Annotated in this window: 12 protein-coding genes; 7 read left to right on the forward strand and 5 right to left on the reverse strand. The window is 69.4% G+C overall.

Annotated features, from left to right (window positions below; genetic code table 11):
• Positions 1-65: 65 nt before the first annotated feature.
• Positions 66-629: an imm11 family protein gene (locus BO221_RS17860; protein ID WP_073561657.1), complete on the reverse strand. Its 564-nt coding sequence runs from the start codon at positions 627-629 to the stop codon at positions 66-68.
• A gap of 17 nt (positions 630-646) precedes the next feature.
• Positions 647-1954 (reverse strand): AHH domain-containing protein, encoded by a 1308-nt coding sequence (locus BO221_RS17865; protein ID WP_158079869.1) that lies wholly within the window; start codon positions 1952-1954, stop codon positions 647-649.
• 167 nt (positions 1955-2121) lie between these two features.
• Between BO221_RS17865 and BO221_RS17870 the strand changes: the two genes are divergently transcribed.
• Positions 2122-4536, forward strand: a complete 2415-nt coding sequence (locus BO221_RS17870; RefSeq protein WP_233166093.1) for a serine/threonine-protein kinase — start codon at positions 2122-2124, stop codon at positions 4534-4536.
• A gap of 17 nt (positions 4537-4553) precedes the next feature.
• Here the strand turns inward: BO221_RS17870 and BO221_RS17875 are convergent, their stop codons facing one another.
• Entirely contained in the window at positions 4554-5606 is a 1053-nt protein-coding gene (locus BO221_RS17875) for a PrsW family intramembrane metalloprotease (RefSeq protein ID WP_073561659.1), read from the reverse strand.
• A 192-nt stretch (positions 5607-5798) separates the two neighbouring features.
• On the opposite strand from BO221_RS17875, the gene BO221_RS17880 reads away from it, so the two are divergent.
• The 5 genes from BO221_RS17880 (at position 5799) to BO221_RS17900 (ending at position 12858) form a co-directional block, all read left to right on the forward strand.
• Positions 5799-6410, forward strand: a complete 612-nt coding sequence (locus tag BO221_RS17880) for a TIGR02265 family protein (RefSeq protein WP_073561660.1) — start codon at positions 5799-5801, stop codon at positions 6408-6410.
• Between the two features lie 53 nt (positions 6411-6463).
• Positions 6464-7114, forward strand: a complete 651-nt coding sequence (locus BO221_RS17885) for a hypothetical protein (protein ID WP_143195515.1) — start codon at positions 6464-6466, stop codon at positions 7112-7114.
• Positions 7111-7971 carry an alpha/beta hydrolase gene (locus BO221_RS17890; RefSeq protein WP_073561662.1) on the forward strand — a complete coding sequence of 287 codons (861 nt, stop codon included), beginning with the start codon at positions 7111-7113 and terminating at the stop codon, positions 7969-7971. The genes BO221_RS17885 and BO221_RS17890 overlap by 4 nt, the downstream gene beginning before the upstream one ends.
• Before the next feature lie 220 nt (positions 7972-8191).
• On the forward strand, positions 8192-10966 hold the full coding sequence (locus tag BO221_RS17895; protein ID WP_233166095.1) for a kelch repeat-containing protein: 2775 nt from the start codon (positions 8192-8194) through the stop codon (positions 10964-10966).
• Between the two features lie 131 nt (positions 10967-11097).
• Positions 11098-12858 carry an ELWxxDGT repeat protein gene (locus BO221_RS17900; RefSeq protein WP_083681130.1) on the forward strand — a complete coding sequence of 587 codons (1761 nt, stop codon included), beginning with the start codon at positions 11098-11100 and terminating at the stop codon, positions 12856-12858.
• Here BO221_RS17900 and BO221_RS17905 read toward each other — a convergent pair.
• Entirely contained in the window at positions 12827-13450 is a 624-nt protein-coding gene (locus BO221_RS17905) for a non-canonical purine NTP pyrophosphatase (RefSeq protein ID WP_073561665.1), read from the reverse strand. The two genes, BO221_RS17900 and BO221_RS17905, sit on opposite strands and share 32 nt — an antisense overlap.
• Before the next feature lie 26 nt (positions 13451-13476).
• The gene (locus tag BO221_RS52600; RefSeq protein ID WP_083681132.1) at positions 13477-15192 is read right to left on the reverse strand and encodes a TIGR00730 family Rossman fold protein; all 1716 of its coding nucleotides are present in this window, start codon (positions 15190-15192) and stop codon (positions 13477-13479) included.
• 515 nt (positions 15193-15707) lie between these two features.
• Between BO221_RS52600 and BO221_RS57350 the strand changes: the two genes are divergently transcribed.
• Positions 15708-18242 carry an amidohydrolase family protein gene (locus tag BO221_RS57350; RefSeq protein WP_304528714.1) on the forward strand — a complete coding sequence of 845 codons (2535 nt, stop codon included), beginning with the start codon at positions 15708-15710 and terminating at the stop codon, positions 18240-18242.
• Positions 18243-18252 lie beyond the last annotated feature (10 nt).

Below are 18252 nucleotides of genomic sequence, written 5' to 3' on the forward strand. Positions count from 1 at the left end.
TTGGTGCATGAACCTGCTCCTGCCGATGGATTTTCGGCAGCGGGTTCGTGGCCTTGATCCGATTCTCAGGACACCTCGATGAACTCCGTGCCCGTGACTCCTTCGCGTTCCAGGGCCTCTTTGATGTCTTCCGAGACGATGAGCATGGGCCAGCCCCAGAGGCGGAAGAGGCGGGCACCTCCAACCTTTGTGGGGTCGATTCGAAGGCCGTCTACGGCCCGGTACTCACCGACCCTCTCGGGCCTTCCATCCTCGGGTCCCCAACGGGTGAGCCGCTCGCATCTGGCCTCGTCGATGCATGGAATGAGCCGGGTTGGATTCAACACGAAGTAGGGCTCGGACCGTGACTCGACCTCGGCTGCGAGGAACTGGACCTCTTGTACGGACAGGCGCTCGAGGAGTGTTTTGACCCTCTCGTGGATGACGGGGATGGCGAAGCCTGCCTCGGTGAAATCGAGGGGGCTGCCAGGCACGCTCATTCGGAAGAGGAGTCTTCCCTGTACGTTCAGGGTACGCCCGGCATCGAACTGCCACGGATCGACCCTACCTCCCTTCGCATCCACCGGGTTTTTCAGGTGCCAGCGTTCGGGCACCGATTTGTCATCGACGAGCCTGAAGTACCGTGTCATCGCTCTTGTGCTCTGCCCTAATGGGAAGACATGAGTTTCGTGAGGTAGCTGTTCAAGATGCTTCCTGGCGTGCAGATCTCTTCCGCCAGCATCCTGAGCTCGGCCACGAGCGCTTCTCTGCAACTTGCCTCATCAGCGCATCGGCTCAGTGCCAGACGAAGCCGGTCGTAGATCCGTTGGTGGTATTCTTTCGGATGAGGGCCGTAATGGCCTTTGAGATAAACGATGTTGGCCTTGTCTTTCAGACTCATTCCCGCTTCAGCGAAGAGTTCTTCGAACGGGGGCGTCCAAGGTCCGCCGCGGAGCGTGGATTTAGAGTTGCGGCTGGTGGCCATGTGGTGCTCCTCATAGCCATCTCCCTTGCGGTCACTGCAAATGGAGCCCTGGCGCGTGGATTGGGCCGTCACACCGGCACCTGTTCCGGCAGTCATCAGGAGGCTTCCATCCGCCGCCACCTGAATGGACGTCACCGCGCTCCCGTTCGGAAGAGTAGGGCCGGACGGAGCCATTCGAACTCCTCCGGGACCCCCGGGTGGCACCGCTGGCAGCAGTTTGCCCATCTGCCGGCTTGCAACCATGACCATGATCCGGAGCACCGTGGCTCCCGCTGCTCTCCCGAATCGCTCCGCGGCGGCTTCCAGTTCCGCGAGAGTACGCGCCTGCTGCGTTTGGACGTGGAGTGACCACAGCGCCTCCGCCGCGTTCCTCACTTCCGCCGCTGTGAAGACGAGCATCAGCGCCAGGGTCATCGCAACCGCCGCCGATTTCGTGAAGAGCGGTTCCGGTGCCGACCATTCCGCCAGATAGAAGGTCATGGACGCCATCACACCCGTGACGAACATAGGATCGGTCAGCAGCTCCTGGGCTGCGTCGCGGGAGCCATCGGGCATGTACTTGGGGGCCAGTTGAAGCGCCAGACGGAACCGATGTTGCTCGAGTTGCTCAGGGATGGGGAGATGGTCCGTTCCGTAGCGACGGGCGTAGTCCTGCCAGAGTTCCTGCTGCCAGGCGGTGTGGGGGCCATGAGGTGGGTAGGCGGCCAGTTGCAGCCTCGGCGGCGACCGTGGGGACGGCCATGTGGCTCGGAACTCGGCGAGCATGGCTCGCGCCTCCGCCACGGAGAGCGGCTCCGCGTTCAGCGGTGGACGCTCCAGGAGAAGGCGAAAGCGCCCGTCCGCGAGAGGGGTCAACGACGTTGGGCTGGCTGCGGACGGGATGCCGGGGGCAGTCGCGTGGCGTGGCCCCATGCAGGCCGACGTAAAGATGATGACGAGCAGTCCGGTGGTCAGGCTCTTGAGGCGGGAAAGGGTGGCCTCTCCAGGCATTCGTCTCATCGAACTCTTGATGGTCCTCACAGGTCGCAGATATTCGCGGGTCCGAGTGTATCCATACCTGTCGGGGCTACTGTGGGAACCCTTCTTCGGGTGGGCGGGGGGTTCTTACCCGGTGTCAATGGCGGGTAGGGGGGGCCCCGGGTTAGATTGCGGTCGCCGTGCCCGAGAACTCCGCACCCCCTGATTCCGCCCCCGATGGGGGCGACCGCACCCTCATCCGCCCCTCGGCCTCCTCTACCCAGGAGCCCCCCTCCGGGCCGCTCTTCGCCGGGCGCTATTCCCTCGTACGCATGCTCGGCCGGGGAGGCATGGGCACGGTGTACCAGGCTCGCGACAGCCTCGTGGGCGACGTGGTGGCCCTCAAGACGCTCGAGCTCGGCAAGGACGCCGGCCCGGATGCCCTCGAGCGCTTCACCCGGGAGGTCCGCCTCGCCCGCCGCATCACCCACCCCCACGTGGCGCGCATGCACGACCTGGGCACCCATGAGGGCCAGGCCTTCCTCACCATGGAGTTCGTCGAGGGCGAGGACCTGCGCGCGCTGCTCGTCCGGGAGCGTCCTCTGGCCCCGGCCCGCGCCGCCCGCATCGCCCTGGCCATCTGCGAGGGGCTGGCCGCGGCCCATTCCGCCGGCGTGGTGCACCGCGATCTCAAGCCGGCCAACATTCTCATCGAGTCCGGCGGCCGGGTCGTCCTCACCGACTTCGGCATCGCCCGGGCGGTGGCGGGGGAGGCCGCCTCGCGCACCCTGGGCACCGTGGGCACGCCCATGTACATGGCGCCGGAGCAGGTGTCCGGCGATCCGGTGGACGCGCGCGCGGACCTCTACGCGGTGGGGCTGTTGCTGTACGAACTGCTCACCGGCGAGGTGCCCTTCTCCGGGGACACCCCGTGGGCCGCCGCCATGGCCCGCCTGCGCCAGCTCCCTCCGGACCTGCGGCAGCGCGTCACCATCCCCCCGCCCCTCGCCGAGTTGGTGCACCGCTGCCTCGGCCGTGCGCCCGAGGAGCGGCCGGCGAGCGCCCTCGAGGTGGCCGGGGCGCTGCGGGATTGGCTCGTCAGCGTGGGGGAGCCCACCCTGTCGGGTCCGCCCACCCCGGGACCGATGACGGGGGGACACACCCCCGCGCCCCTCACGTCGGCGTCCGCCACGCGGCACACGCCCCGCACCTCCACGCCGGTGCCCAAACAGGGCGTGGCCATCCTCCCCCTGCGCTTCCAGGGCCCTCGTGATTCCGAGTACCTGGGCGACTCGCTGACCGAGGCCCTCATCGACCAGCTGTCCCGGGTGCGCGGGCTGCGCGTGCCCGGCACCGGGGTGATGGCGCGCTTCCGCAACGAGCGTGACCCGAGGACCGTGGGGCACGAGCTCGGGGTGGAACTGGTCGTGGAGGGGACGGTGCAGAGCGCGGGTCCCTCGGTGCGCGTCTCCGTCCGGTTGCTGGAGGCGCAGTCCGGCACCCAGGTCTGGAGTAACCGGTTCGAGTACGCCTCCACCGACGCCTTCGAGTTGCAGGACCGGCTGGTGCCGCGCATCGCCGAGGGCCTGCGGGGCGAGGTGGTCCTCTCGGCGTGGCGCGCGAGCACTCCGCCCGATGTCCTGGCGTTGTACCGCCAGGCGGATTCCCTGCTGCACGGGGCCTTCCGGGGAGGCCGGGACGGAGGCCCCCTGGCGCTGCTCGAGTCGTGTCTGGAGCAGGCGCCGGACTTCCTGCCGGCGGTGGCGCTCCATGCCATCGCGAGCCTGCGCGTGTTGTTCATGGGCGTGAAGGAACCCCAGTGGGACCCCGCCGCGCTCGCTCGCTCCAGCGTGGACCGGGCCCTGCGGCTGGCGCCGGAGCATGCCGAGACGCATCTGGCCCGGGCGATGCTCGCCGCCCAATCGGATGACTGGCGCACGGCGGTGACGTCCCTGCGCACGGCCCTGGACATCGCGCCCTGCCATGCCCCCACGCTGCAATACCTGGGCAGCCTCCAGTGTGAGGCGGGCCGCGCGGACGAGGGGCTCGTGCGGCTGCGCCTGGCCTACGACTTGTCACCCACGCTGGTGTCGGCACTGTTCGAGCTCGCCCGCTGCAGCGCGCTGCGCGGACAGATGGAGGACTACCGGTGGGCGGTGGAGCGGTTGATCGCGTCGCCGATGCACCGGACCGCGGCGGAGTCGTTGCGGGTTCGCGTCGCCGGGTGGACCCGGGACATGGAGGATCTGCGGCGCAGCAAGGCCGTGGCCGCCACGGATTCGGACTTCATCTCCACCATGGTGGGCCGCTATGCCAGCGCGGTGCTGGGGGAGGAGGATGTGCTCGAGTTGCTCCCCATGTTCGAAGAGGCGCTCGCCCGGACGAACAGCCCGCGGTTCGCTACCCTGCTGTGCCAGCTCGGAGCCGAGGTCCTGGGCCTCTGTGGTCAGCCGGAGGTGGGGATGAAGTACTTCCGGAGGGCCGTGGAGACGGCGCTCATCGACCTGGAGTGGATCGACAGCTGCCCGGCGCTCGTGCCTCTCCGGCCGTTGCCGGGTTTCGCCGAGGGGCGGCGTCAGGTGCGCGCCCGCGTCGAGGCCATCTGGCACGCGTGAGTCTCGTCATGTAGCGCTCACGCCGGCTCCGCTTCGAACGGGCCGCGCAGCCCCGAGCGGAAGAGGAGCAGGAAGAGGGTCGTGGGGATGGCGCAGATGATGGCCACGGGCACCGCGACTTCTCCGCCCACCGGCTCGCCGAGCAGGATGGCGGCGACGAACAGCCACGCCAGCCCACAGGCGCTCAGGCCGATGCCTCCCAGTCCCAGCTTGAGCCAGGAGAAGAAGGTGCGCTGGGGCTCGCGAGGCGGACGGTTGGCCAGCGGCACGTGCGCGATGCCTGGTTCCGCGGAGACGGTGGTGGGACCCACGCCTCCCACGGCCATCCGGGCGGGCTCCTCCAGCTGGAGTGGCTCCTCCACCCTGAATCGCCGGGTCACCAGCGAGGTGCCCAGGAGGATCTGCTCGCGCTGGAGCCCCTTGTAGAGGCCGTGGCCCCAGCCCACCGAGGTCAGCAGTGCCGGCAGCGCGAGGAAGGCGAAGCCCGTCCCCGTCATCAGGAAGGCGTCATAGGCGCCGTGCAGGAGGATGGCCCAACCCAGTCCGGCGGCCAGCAGTCCGAAGCGCTGGGCCTCGTCCTGGGCGAACCGGGCCCGGCCCAGGAATGCGCCCATGACGACTCCGGTAAAGCCATGTTGTGGCACGGCGGTGAGGGCGCGCAGCACCGCCACCCCCAGGCCTCCATCCCCCACGTAGAGGATGTTCTCCAGCGTGGCGAAGCCGAGCGACGCGGTGGCGCCATACACCACGCCGTCCAGCGGCTCGTCGAAGGCCGGCTTGTTCCACACGTACCAGCGCAGCACCAGGTACTTGAAGAGCTCCTCGGGGATGGCCGCGCCGAGGAAGGCGCGCACCAGCGCGGTACTCCACACGCCCGTCTCCCACTGCTGTCCCAGCGACTCCAGCCAGATCGCCACCGGCACCACCGGCACGCAGATGGCCGCTCCCAGCAGGAACGTCTTGAGCAGGAGGCCTCGCGGCTCCGGGTTCCTGTCCCTGGCGTAGACGTACCAGAGCAACAGCAGGGAGGGGACGACCGCCGAGCCTCCCAGCACGAGGATCGTGGGCATGGCTCCACCGTAACAGAGCCTCCCTGCCCGCCGCACCGGCCCCGCTTCCGCTCTGGGCGTGTGGAGCCTTTTCCCGGGGTGCGCGAGCCCTCGAAGAATCTCTCCGCGGCGTTTTCACCCCCTACCTTCGCCCGCTGTACCGGGTTACCCTGATGTCCATCACCTCGCCCGCCCGGTGCCGGAAGGGAGTTCATGGACACGCCTGTCACCGTTCAGCCGTTGCAACTCGGTACAGACGAGGAGTTGAAGTGGCGCTTGTCGCTGATTTCGCCGGACGATCTCATGCGAGGGCTCTTCCACAACAGCCTGTTGGACCTGGTGCGGCGGCTGGAGGGAGACGAGGCGGTCAAGCAGTGCCTGGAGGTGTGTGGCGAGGCGCGTTTCCTGGACTTCTTCAACTACGCCCACCACACGTACATCAAGCTGCTCTACGCGTCGGCACGGCGGATGAGTGAGCGGTTCGGCAGCTTCGAGCGGGCGATGTGGGAGATTGGTTACGAGGGAGGGAAGTCCTTCTATGCGTCGGCGGCGGGCAAGGTGCTCATCCTGATGGCGCAGGGGGACCCGAGGCGGCTGCTCAGCAACATCCCCACGGGCATGCAGACGGCCTCCAAGCACGTGGATCTCAAGGTGACGCTGACGGGGCCGCGGAGCGGTGTGCTCGTCAAGCACGAGGTGATGCCCCGGTTGCACACCGAGGGCGGGCTCCAGGCGATGTGCGAGGTGGCGAAGGTGAAGGGCGCCAAGGTGACCTCGCGCCCGCTGAGCCCCACCGACAACGAGTACGAGGTGACGTGGGACTGAAGGGGAGGGGGGCTGGGCAACCCGGCCCGACTTCCGCTATGGCACGGGATGTGATGAGAACCGTCCTGTTGCTGCTGTCCGCCCTGCTCGCCACGGGCTGCGGGTTGACCACCCAGGTGCGCCCGGTGCCCCGCGGCGCCGTGCAGGTGGAGGGGGCCCTGGGCGGACCCCTCGTGAACCTGGGGCCGGTGATTCCCGTGCCGCTGAGCACCGTGGGGGCCCGCTATGGCGTGGCCGAGCGCGTCGACGTGGCGGCCCATGTGCACCTCACCTCGCTCACCTTTGGCGTGGCGGGCCTGGACGTGGGTGGCAGCTGGCTGGCGCTCGCGCAGGACGGCGCGGTGCCGGCCCTCTCCCTGGGTGGACGCCTCTATGGCTTCACCAGTGTGCTGGCCTCGCGGGAGGCCCCCCCGCGCGCCTACCTCGAGGTGTCGCCCACCGTCAGTTACCTGCTGGGCGGGCGCTTCCTCACCTATGCCTCGGCCACCGGCCTGGTGCAGCTGGCGGGCGGGCCGCCCCTGCTGTCGCTGGCGGTGGGCGAGGAGGTGCGGCTGGCCTCGTGGGGCGTGCAGCTGGAGTTGCGCTGGTACCAGCCGGATTACGCCACCCGCTTCAACGCGGCCAACTGGCAGGGGATTGGCGGCATGGGCGCGCTGGGTGCCTTGCTGGGGGTGCGTTACCGCTTCGGAGGGGATGAGGAATGAGCCGCCGTCTGCTGGCAGTCGCGTTGTTGAGCGCCGGAGTGGGTGTGGGGGCCTGTTATGACCTGGACCCCTTCCTCTACAGCCGCACGCGCGTGGACCATTACACGCTGCCCGCCGAGGGCGACACGCCCGAGGAGACGGTGTCTCCCGAGCAGATAGAGCCGGTGGAGCTCGTGGTGGACGGGCAGGTGCGGTTGGGGGCCGCGTATGTGAAGTCCCTGCAGCAGCCGCCCCGCGCCTACGTCCTCTATTTCCACGGCATCTGCTGCAATCTGAACCAACACATCTCCCGGCCCAAGGGCCTGGCCAACCTCGGCTACGACGTGCTCGTCTTCGACTACCGGGGCTGGGGCACCTCCACCAACGTGGCGCCCTCCGAGCCGGGCCTGCTCGAGGACAGCAAGGCGGCGCTCGCGTGGCTCTCCGCGCGCTCCGGCGTGCCGGCGGACCGCATCATCTATTACGGGCGCTCCTTTGGCTCGGCGGTGGCTTCCCAGCTCGCGGCCCACGAGCCGCCCGCGGCGCTCATCCTCGAGTCTCCCTTCAGCTCCGTGCAGGGGCTGGTGCGCGACTCCAGCAACATGGACCTCCCCGGGGGCTTCTTCTCCAAGGGCTCCTGGGACACCGAGGGCCGGGTGGCCTCGCTCCAGGGCGTGCCCCTGCTGCTGATGCACGGCACCGCGGATGATTTCATCCGCCCCGAATTTTCCCAGCACCTCTACTCCGTGGCCCACGAGCCCAAGCAGCTCGTCCTCGTGGAGGGCGCGGACCATGACACCGTCCCCCAGCGCTTGGGGATGGTGGACTACGCACGTACCTTGGGCGCCTTTCTGGAAGGCACGCGCACCCATCCCTGAACGACACCCCACACTCCACGGTTCCAACGCGTCATCAAGGCGATAGTCCGGCGAGCCCCGGATGGCACCTTGAAAGCCTGTTTTTATTATCCAGGCACTCCCGTTGGAAAAACACGTTTGCCCGTCTTGCCCTGGACGTCTGTGTTCAGGAGCGGGAGTTCCGGCCATGCGTCTGTGCAGAGGGGATGGGGTATTAATGTATTCGTATAGCCATACGAGAATGGGAAGCGGCATCCGCCAAGGGGTGCTGCTGGCGTTGAGCGTGTTGTGGGTGGCGGCATGCGGTGGCGAGCCGCCGCCGGAGGCGGAGAGCGCGAGTCCGGCGCCGGTGGCGCCCACGGCGGTGAGCACGCGTCCCCAGGGAGTGGGCAGCACGAACAAGGTGCTCATCCTGGCCAGCACGGTGACGTCGGGCATCAACAGCGTGGAGGCGGTGGCCGCGCGGAGCCTGGGCTATACGGTGGAGGTCGCCTCCAACGCCTCGTGGGCCGCGAAGAGCTCGGCGGACTTCGCGGGCTATCGCGCCATCATCCTGGGGGACGCCACGTGCAGCAGCAGCCTGAGCCTCATCACCGCGGCGGAGAACAACCGCCGCACCTGGGGCCCCGTGGTGGATGGCAACGTCCTCATCATGGGCACGGATCCCGTGTTCCACGGCAAGGATCAGGTCACCCGGAACGCCGTCCGGTTCGCCACCGCGCAGGAGGGCAAGACGGGTGCCTATATCAACCTGAGCTGCTACTACCACACCTCCGCATCCGGGACGCCGGTGCCGGTGCTGGAGCCGTTTGGCGCCTTCACCGTGACGGGCGTGGGTTGCTACGACGACGCCCACATCGTGGCCACGCACGACGCCCTGTCGGGCCTGACGGACAGCATGCTCTCCAACTGGGTCTGCTCCGTGCACGAGGCCTTCGACAACTACCCGGCCGCCAACTTCACCCCGCTCGTCATCGCGAGGGACCCCGTGTACGGCGAGCGTCTGCCGGGCTCGAAGGACTTCGCGGATGGTTCGCGTGGCGTGCCCTACATCCTCGCCCGGGGAGCCGTCCCCGTGCGCTGTGGCGACGGCGTGCTGCAGTACCCCGAGGAGTGTGACACCGGTGACAGCAACGGGGTGCCGGGCACGGCCTGCTCGTCCGTGTGCCGCCTGCACTGGTGCGGTGACGGCACGGTGGATCCGGGCGAGCAGTGCGACACCGGCGCGGCCAATGGTACCGGCTCGTGCAGCGCGTCCTGCCGCTCCGTCGTCGTCAGCCGTGCTCCGGTGGCGAAGTGCAAGGACCTGACCCTGACGGCCGACAGCACCTCTTGCTCCGCGACGGGCTCCATCGATGACGGCTCGTATGATCCGGATGGCGACCTGGTGGGCTGCACCCAGTCTCCGTCCGTCTTCGGACAGGGCGAAACCACCACGACGCTCCACTGCAGGGACGTGACGGGCCTGGAGTCCACCTGCACGGCGAAGGTGACCGTCGTCGACGTCACGGCTCCGTCCATCGTCTGCCCGGGGAATGTGCTGGCCGAGTGCGTCGATGGCGGTGCCGAGGTGGATCCGGGCGTGGCGTCCGGAGCCGACACCTGCGGCCTCGTGACCCATTCGAGCAGCCCGGGGGCCGGGCGCTTCCCGGTGGGCAGCACCACCGTGACGCACACCGTGGCGGACGCCTACAGCAACACCGCGGCCTGCACCAGCCGCGTGACGGTGGCCGATACCCAGGCTCCCGAGGTGGCGGTGGTGGGCTATGACTCGATGACGGTCGAGTGCGGCAAGCCCTACTTCGATCCGGGCGCGGCGGCCTTCGACGGCTGCTACGGTGACCTGAGCCACACGGTGACGGTGTCCGGCTCCGTCAACATCCGCGTGGCGGGCACGTACACCCTCACCTATACGGTGAAGGACGCGGCCGGCAACGTGGGCACCGCCACCCGCACGGTCAGGGTCGTCCCGGGTGCCTCCGGCACGTGCGAGGATCGCCACGGCGGGTGGATCCTCACGGGCAGCATGGCCCTGCCGAGGATGCTGCACACCGCCACCCTGCTGGACGATGGCCGGGTGCTGGTGGCCGGTGGCTTCAACACCACTTCGGAGCTGTACGATCCGGTGACCAAGACCTGGTCCGCCACGGGCAACACGCTGGGCGCGCACCGCGGTCACACCGCCACGAAGCTGCCTGACGGCCGCGTGCTCATCGCGGGCGGCGGCGTGTGCCCCATCACCAGCACCACCGCCGAGCTGTACGTCCCGGCCCTGGGGAAGTGGAGGCCCGCGGGTGCCCTCAACACCCAGCGCTACCACCACACCGCGGTCCTGCTGCCCAATGGCAAGGTGCTCGTGGCCGGTGGCCGCGCCGGTGAGTTCGGTAGCGACACGCTGGCTTCCGCCGAGCTGTATGACCCGGCCACCAACACCTGGTCCTATACCGGCAGCCTGAACACGGCCCGCGCCTACCACACCATGACCCTGCTGCCCGATGGCAAGGTGCTGGTGACGGGCGGCAGCGATGCCTCCGATGGCTTCATCACCTCCGCGGAGCTGTACGACCCGGCCACGGGCATGTGGACCACCGTGGCCTCCATGGGCACGGGCCGTGCCTCGCACACCGCCACCCTGCTGCCCAACGGCAAGGTGCTGGTCGCCGGTGGCTCGGGCATCGACGTGGCGCTGAGCGCCTCGGCCGAGCTGTATGACCCGGCCACGAACACCTGGGCGGCCACGGGCAGCATGCTCTCGCCGCGCCGGTTCCACACCGCCAACCTGCTGCCGGATGGCCGCGTGCTGGTGGCCGGTGGTTACCACCAGCTGACCGGTATCCAGACGGCCTCTGACCTCTACGACCCCGCCACGGGCAAGTGGACGAAGACGGCCGCCATGAACGTGGACCGCTACAAGCACACCGCCACCCTGCTCAACAACGGTACGGTGCTCGCGGTGGGTGGTGTGAGCAACCACGACCAGGCGTCGGCGGAGTACTACGACCTGGACGAGCTGTAGGGATTCGAGCCCGGACGTAGCGGGTTTTCATACGGGGGGCGCGAGGCTTCCGGGAGATTCCCGGGCCCCGTGCCCCCCGTGTCTTTTGGGAGCGTGCCCGGCGGTGGCGCCCCCGTGAAGGGAGGGAGCGGATGGCTCATCGGTCCATGATGGCGGTGTGGCGCCTGGTGCTCGCGTTGGCGGTGGGGAGTGCTTTGCCGGCGCGGGCGGAGGGCACGCCGCACCCGGGGTGCCGTCCTCCCGCGGTGCTCGGGGATGTGTCTCCGGGCGCGGGCGGCGCATCGCCTGGCTCCTTCCTGCGCATCGGCGGGACGGTCTACTTCGTCGCGGACGATGGGGAGCACGGCACCGAGTTGTGGAAGAGCGATGGGACGGAAGCCGGCACGGTGCGGGTCAAGGACATCCAGCCCGGACCCGAGGGCTCGAATCCCGGATTGCTGACCGGGCTGAACGGAGTGCTGCTCTTCATCGCGAACGACGGCACCCGCGGCTTCGAGCTGTGGCGGAGCGATGGGACGCCAGCGGGCACGGTGATGGTCCGGGAGATCAACGCCGGGCGGGAAGGGGGCAACCCCACGGACCTCGTCGTGATGGGCGGGAAGGCCTGGCTCGCCACCGGCGATCATCTGACGGGCCGCGAGCTCTGGGTGACGGACGGGACGTTCGACGGCACGCGGCTCGTCAAGGACATCCACCCCGGCACTGGCACCTCCATCACCGCCCGGTCCATGCGGGCCGTGGGCAACACCCTCTACTTCTCCGCCGATGATGGCACCCATGGTTTCGAGCTGTGGAAGAGCGATGGGACGGAGGCGGGCACGGTGCTCGTCAAGGACATCGCCGCGGCGGAAGCCAGCGCCTGGCCCGGCCGGCTGACGGGGGTGGGGGACACGCTCTTCTTCACGGCCAACGACGGCACCACCGATGACGACCTGTGGCGGAGCGACGGGACGGAGGCGGGCACGGTGCGCGTCACGGAGCTCTTCGGCAAGCCGTTGCACCCGGCGCCCGAGGAGCTGACGGCGGTGGGGGGCAGGCTCTTCTTCCGCCTGGACGACGAGGTGCATGGTCCCGAGCTCTGGGTGAGTGATGGGACGTCCGGTGGCACGCGGCTCGTCAGGGACATCCACGCGGGAGCCACCGGCTCGAATCCCCACTCCTTCGTGGCCTTGGGGGACACGCTCTATTTCGCCGCGGACGATGGCCACGGAGGAGTCGAGCTGTGGAGGAGCGATGGGACGGAGGCGGGCACGGTGCTCGTCAAGGACCTCCGCGCCGGGAGCCTGGGGGCGTCACCCGGGGAGCTGACGGCGGCGGACTCGAGGCTCTTCTTCACGGCGGACGATGGCACCGGTGCCACGCTCTGGGTGAGCGACGGGACGGAATCGGGAACGCGGGCGGTGGATGCCGGGGTTGCGGGCGGTGAGCCGCTGGCGCTGACGTACACGGGAGGCACCCTCTACTACTCGGCGAACGCCGAGGGCCGGGGGCGGGAGCCGTACGCGCTGTCCCCTGCCTTCTTCGGGGACTGTACGCCGCCCGTGCTCACCTGCCCGGCGGACGTGGAGGCCGTCGCCACGGGCGCTGGAGGCGCGGTGGTCCACTACTCGCCCGCCCAGGCGACGGACGGGGCCTCGGAGGTCACGCTCGGCTACGGCACGCCGTCTGGCGCCACCTTCCCTCCGGGTGAGCACCCGGTGCGCGTCACGGCGTCCGATGCGGCGGGCAACACGGCAAGCTGTACCTTCACCGTGCAGGTAGACGCCGCTCCAGGCGGCGGACTGGAGGACTCCGGGTGCGGTTGCACCTCCGGCTTCGCGGCGGATGCGCCCTGGCTGTTGCTGGGGGCGCTCGTGCCACTCAGGGCACGCCGCCGCCGATCTTCCCGATAGCTCCTTCGTCCCGCTGTACCAGCCACCGCGCGAACTGCGCGTACACCGACTGGGGCTGCCACCGGGCGAACACCGCGTCGCGCTCGGCGGGTGGCAGCGCGGAGAGCGCGCTCGTGCTGCCCTCCGGAATGAAGACGTTCCACATCGCGGACCAGGCATCCGCGGCGCGGGTGACATCCGCCTCCAGGGCGAGTCTCCCCACGGCCTGCCTGTCCACGAAGGTGTGGGGCGCGCCGTCCTCGTCCACGTAGACCAGCGCGCCCACGAAGCGGCACGTCCGCGGCTCCTGCCCATGGGCGAGCCTCAGCAGGCCCGCCACGCCAATCGTCTCCAGCATGTACTTCGTCACCGGGCCCGGGAAGCCGGCCAGCGAGTCCACGCTCAGGCCGCTGTCCTCCACCACCAGCGGCTCCTCGAAGTACGCGAACGCCTGCCGCGCCTTGTCCAGGGCCACTGCCTCCAGCGTGCTGCCCTGGGGCTCGATGATGGGCAGCTCCAGGCGCTCGAGCTCGTAGCCCACCGCCGCGAGGCACTTCTCCAGCACCTTCGCCTTGCCGCGGTTGGTGCTCACGAACGTGATCTTCTTCTTCACTGCTGCTCCTCGGGCGGCGTCGGCGCTCAGAACCATTTGGCGGGAAAGGGCGGGGGCACGTAGGAGTCCAGGTAGGCGAAGACACCCTCTGGATCCGGGGCCATATGGTACAGGTGGCGGTGGTGCTGCGCGCTGGCGAAACGCTCGCGGAAGAGGTGCTCGAAGAGGGCGGTCAGCGGCTCCCAGAAGCCCTTCGTGTTCACGAAGACGATGGGCTTGCGGTGCATGTGCATCTGCTTGGACGCGATGATCTCCAGTGTCTCGTCCAGCGTACCGAACCCGCCGGGCAGCACCACGAAGGCATCGGCTCGCGTCTCCATGGCCGCCTTGCGGGCGCGCAGGTCCCGGGTGACCACCACCTCGGTCGAGGGCTCGAAGACATAGGGCGTGCCTTTCATCACCTCGGGGATGACGCTGATGACCTGGCCTCCGTGCTCGCGCGTGGCGTGGGCCACCGCGCCCATCAACCCCGTGTTGCTGCCACCGAAGACGAGCCGGTCCCCTCGCTTGCCAATCTCCGCCCCCAGCCTGGAGGCCAGCTCGAACCAGGACGGCTCCACCACGCCGCTCGAGGAGCAGTAGACACAGATGGTCCGGGGCTCCTTGCGCGCGCTCTGCGTCCTCCAGGACGTGGTCTCCACCTCCGGGGGCGTGTCGCGGAAGCACTCCTCCAGGAGGAGGTTCAGGTCCTCGCGCTCGCAGCGGCGCAGGCGATCAATGACCGAGAGCGCCAGGTCATGCACGAAGGAGCGGAGCTCGGCGGGGGCCTCCTTCACGCACTGCTTCAGGTCTCCCACCATGTGACGGACCGCTTCCGGGACGCCGATCTCCAGCAGCGTGTCGCGGATCCGATCATGCAGTCCCCGCGTCCGGTCCGACACCTCCGCATGCCGTTGCTGGAACTCGACCAGCGAGGAATGCAGCAGCGGGCGGTAGTTGTCCCAGAGCTGGTCGACGCTCCGGGCGAACTCGGGCTGGCGGGCGAGCGTCAGCATCAGGGGCCGGGTGATGATGCCCATCTGGAGATCATCGTTCTCCCCCTGCTCGTCGCGGCGCTCGAGCAGGCCGACGATGTCGTCCACGTCCTGGAAGATGTAGCTGAAGCGCTCCACGGCGGCGAGCGGCAGGGGGGGACGGCCGTTGAGGGCGAGGGAGCTGTCGATGGCGAATTGCGTGGCCACGCGCGTCTCCGTGTAGCGGTGCTCCAGCCAGCGCTCGAACAGGGCCCGCTCCGGGTAGGTGTTCTGCCGCTCCCAGAGGAACATGGAGAAGAGGTCGAGCACGTAGCGGATGGTGGCGTTGAGGAACTCGGGAGGGCAGCGGCCGTTCTGCTCGGCGATCAGCATGAGCAGGGCGCCGGTGAAGGGCGTGGCGCTCACGTCGCCGAAACGCCGGGGGAAGCTCATCCTCCCGGAGCGCATGGGCGTCCTGTCCACGGTGTCGTCGACGATGGCGGTCACCTCCATGCTCAGCAGCATCGTCGGCAGGGCGTCGATGTGCCGCTGGGTGATGCCCCCGGAGGCCTCGGCGGCGGCGAGGAACATCAGGGGGATGAGCATGAAGGCCGGCTGGGTGCTCTCCACGGTGACGTGATCGAAGAAGGGCCGCAGCTCCGAGGGGATGGGGGCCGCGTGGACCTTCTTCAGCGCATCCACCAGGAGGGGGCGGTAGGTGGACTCGACGCGCTGGAACAGGCCCTGGAACTGATTGGGAAAGTGGATGGGAATGGCGGCTGCGGTCATGGGCTCGGGGTGTGGCGGTGGGGGAGAGGGGGGAGGGGTTCAGCCCTCCTCGGGCCGCGCGAGGCGGTACTCGCGCGGCGACGCGTGGAGGTTTTCCGGCGGGTGGTGGCGGCTGATGGTGGGGTGCTCCAGGACGACGTCGGGGTCCGGCCCCGTGCACTGCGCGGCGCTCCACTACCGAATGGGTAGAGCGTGCCAGCGCGCTCGGGGTCCGGCGGTACCGGGGAGAAGGGCCATGCCGCGAGCCGGTTTCCGCGAGCCCACTTGACGGCGATGGGGGGCGTGGAGAGGGGGGCGGAGAGCGCGGAGGACATGGGCGCCTGGGATTCTAGCGTGATACGAGGGCGGCCATGCGCTACCGCCACCTACCTCTGCTGTTGTTGACTTCCTGCGCAACCGTTGCCCCGAGCACACCTGCTCCTACCAACCCCCCTGCAAAGGTTGCTTACTCACCGAGCGTCCCAGCACGGACGTGGAACCAGACACGCGCGGTCGTGGTGCGTCATGCGACGGTGATGCCCGCCTCGGGGTCGGCCATCGAGGACGGGGCGGTGGCCTTCGCGGAGGGGAAGCTCGTGGCGGTGGGGCGCAACGCGGAGGTGGCCACCCCGCCGGGCGCCGAGGAGGTGGATGGAACAGGGCTGTATGTGACGCCCGGCATCATCGACGCGCACAGCCACCTGGGCGTGTACGCCTCGCCGGAGACCACCTCCACCAGTGATGGGAACGAGGCCACGGCCCCGGTGACGGCCGAGGTGTCCGCCGAGCACTCCTTCTGGCCGCAGGACCCGGCCCTGCGCCGGGCGGCGGCGGGTGGCATCACCTCGCTGCTGGTGCTGCCGGGCAGCGCGAACCTGATTGGTGGACGGGCCTTCCCGGTGAAGCTGCACTTTGGCCGCTCGGCGGCGGAGATGCGCTTTCCGGGGGCGAAGGACGGGCTGAAGATGGCGTGCGGGGAGAATCCGCGCCGGGCCTACGGGGCCGCCCAGCGCCGCGCGCCGGCCACGCGCATGGGCAACGTGGCGGGCTACCGGCAGGCTTTCGCCCGGGCGCGCGAGTACCAGGAGCGCTGGGAAGCCTGGGAGAAGAAGCGCGCGAAGAAGCCCGAGGAGGCCGGGCCGGCCCCGCTGAGGGACTTGCAGCTGGAGACGCTGGTGGAGGTGATGCGCGGCAACATCCTCGTGCAGAACCACTGCTACCGGGCGGACGAGATGGCGGTGATGCTGCAGGTGGCCGAGGAGTTCGGCTACCCCATCCGTGCCTTCCACCACGCGCTGGAGGCCTACAAGGTGAGGGACAGGCTGGCGGAGAAGGGCGTGGCGGTGGCGACGTGGGCGGACTGGTGGGGCTTCAAGATGGAGGCCTGGGACGGGATTCCGGAGAACGCGGGCCTGGTGTCGCAGGCGGGTGGGCGCACCGTCATCCACTCGGACTCGGCGCTGGGGATTCAGCGGCTCAACCAGGAAGCGGGCAAGGCGCTGTGGCGGGCGCGTGAGTCGGGCATTCCGCTGACGGAGGAGGAGGCGCTGCGCTGGGTGACGCTGCACGCCGCGTGGGTGATGGGGGTGGAGGACCGGACGGGCTCGCTGGAGCCGGGGAAGATGGCGGACGTGGTGCTGTGGAAGAACCACCCGCTGTCCGTCTACGCCCGTGCGCAGCGCGTCTGGGCGGACGGTGTCGTGACGTTCGACGCGGACAGTGGCGTGGTGGAGGCGAGCGACTTCGAGCTGGGCGAGCGTGCCGGGGCCTCGGCGAAGCTGGTGGTGCGGCCCGCGGCGGCTCCGGCGCTGAAGGACGTGGGGCTGGAGGCGCGTTGCGAGCCCTCGAAGGAGGAGGGGTGTGCGCGGCCGCTGGAGGTGAAGGACGGCGCGTGCACCGCGTTCCAGGACGTGGCGGTGCTCTCGGGGGGCACGTGGCGGGCCCACACCTCGGTGCTGGTGGAGAACGGGAAGGTGACGCGGGTGCAGGCGGGGGCGCTGGGAGCGGTGCCCTCGGGGTGCCGCGTGGTGGACGGCAAGGGACGGGTGTTGACGCCGGGCCTGGTGGATCCGCTCACCAGCCTGGGGGTGGTGGAGGTGGGGATGGAGGACACCACGGTGGACGACACGCTGCGTGGCGAGGCGGCGAAGGATCCCATCCGTGCCTCGCTGCGAGTGGTGGACAGCCTCAACCCCGCGGCGGAGACATTCCCGGTGGCGAGGCTGGGAGGCGTGACGACGGCGGGCGTGGCGCCGGTGGGCGGGCTGGTGTCCGGGCAGAGCGCGTGGGTGGGGACGGATGGCACGGTGCGCCGGGCGCCGCTGGCGCTGCACATCCAGTTGGGGGTGACGGGCCGTAACGCGGTGTCCGGCCCGAGGGCGCTGGTGCTGGAGCGCCTGCGGGAGTTGCTGTCGGATGCGCGCGAGTACAACAAGCGCAAGGCGGAGTTCGAGCAGAACCGCATGCGCGAGCTGGCGGCGAGCCGGTTGGATCTGGAGGCGCTGCAGCCGGTGCTGACGGGAGCGTTGCCGGTGGTGGTGACGGCCAACAAGGTGTCGGACATCCGGGCGGCGCTGGGGCTCGGGCGCGAGTTCGGGCTGAAGCTGCTGATTGCCGGAGGCCGCGAGGCGTGGAGGGTGGCGCCGGAGCTGGTGGCGGCGAAGGTGCCCGTCATCGTGCAGCCCACGCAGAACCTGCCGTCGAGCTTCGACGGGTTGAACAGCCGGATGGACTCGGCGGCGCTGTTGAGCGCGGCGGGGGTGAAGGTGCTCATCTCCACGCTGGGCGAGCCGTACATGGTGCGCACGCTGACGCAGGAAGCGGGCAACGCGGTGGCGTGGGGCCTGCCGTACGAGGAGGCACTGCGGGCCATCACGTCCAACGTGACTGAGGCCTTCGGGCTCGAGGGCGGGCAGGTGGCACCGGGGCAGGTGGCGGACCTGGTGCTGTGGAACGGGGAGCCGCTGGAGGTGAGCAGCCGCCCGGTAGGCATGTGGCTGGGAGGAAAGCAGGTGCCGCTCACCAGCCGCCAGCAGGCGCTGTACGAGAAGTACCGCACGCTGGCGAAGTAGAGAGGGGGCG

It is taken from the genome of Archangium sp. Cb G35 (genome assembly GCF_001896145.1).
Taxonomy (GTDB): Bacteria; Myxococcota; Myxococcia; order Myxococcales; family Myxococcaceae; genus Archangium; species Archangium violaceum.

Coding starts and splice junctions, on each gene's coding strand:
- BO221_RS17860 (WP_073561657.1), bottom strand. CDS start 629: ATGACACGGTACTTCAGGCTCGTCGATGACAAATCGGTGCCCGAACGC.
- BO221_RS17865 (WP_158079869.1), bottom strand. CDS start 1,954: ATGCCTGGAGAGGCCACCCTTTCCCGCCTCAAGAGCCTGACCACCGGA.
- BO221_RS17875 (WP_073561659.1), bottom strand. CDS start 5,606: ATGCCCACGATCCTCGTGCTGGGAGGCTCGGCGGTCGTCCCCTCCCTG.
- BO221_RS17880 (WP_073561660.1), top strand. CDS start 5,799: ATGGACACGCCTGTCACCGTTCAGCCGTTGCAACTCGGTACAGACGAG.
- BO221_RS17885 (WP_143195515.1), top strand. CDS start 6,464: ATGAGAACCGTCCTGTTGCTGCTGTCCGCCCTGCTCGCCACGGGCTGC.
- BO221_RS17890 (WP_073561662.1), top strand. CDS start 7,111: ATGAGCCGCCGTCTGCTGGCAGTCGCGTTGTTGAGCGCCGGAGTGGGT.
- BO221_RS17895 (WP_233166095.1), top strand. CDS start 8,192: ATGGGAAGCGGCATCCGCCAAGGGGTGCTGCTGGCGTTGAGCGTGTTG.
- BO221_RS17900 (WP_083681130.1), top strand. CDS start 11,098: ATGGCTCATCGGTCCATGATGGCGGTGTGGCGCCTGGTGCTCGCGTTG.
- BO221_RS52600 (WP_083681132.1), bottom strand. CDS start 15,192: ATGACCGCAGCCGCCATTCCCATCCACTTTCCCAATCAGTTCCAGGGC.
- BO221_RS57350 (WP_304528714.1), top strand. CDS start 15,708: ATGCCCGCCTCGGGGTCGGCCATCGAGGACGGGGCGGTGGCCTTCGCG.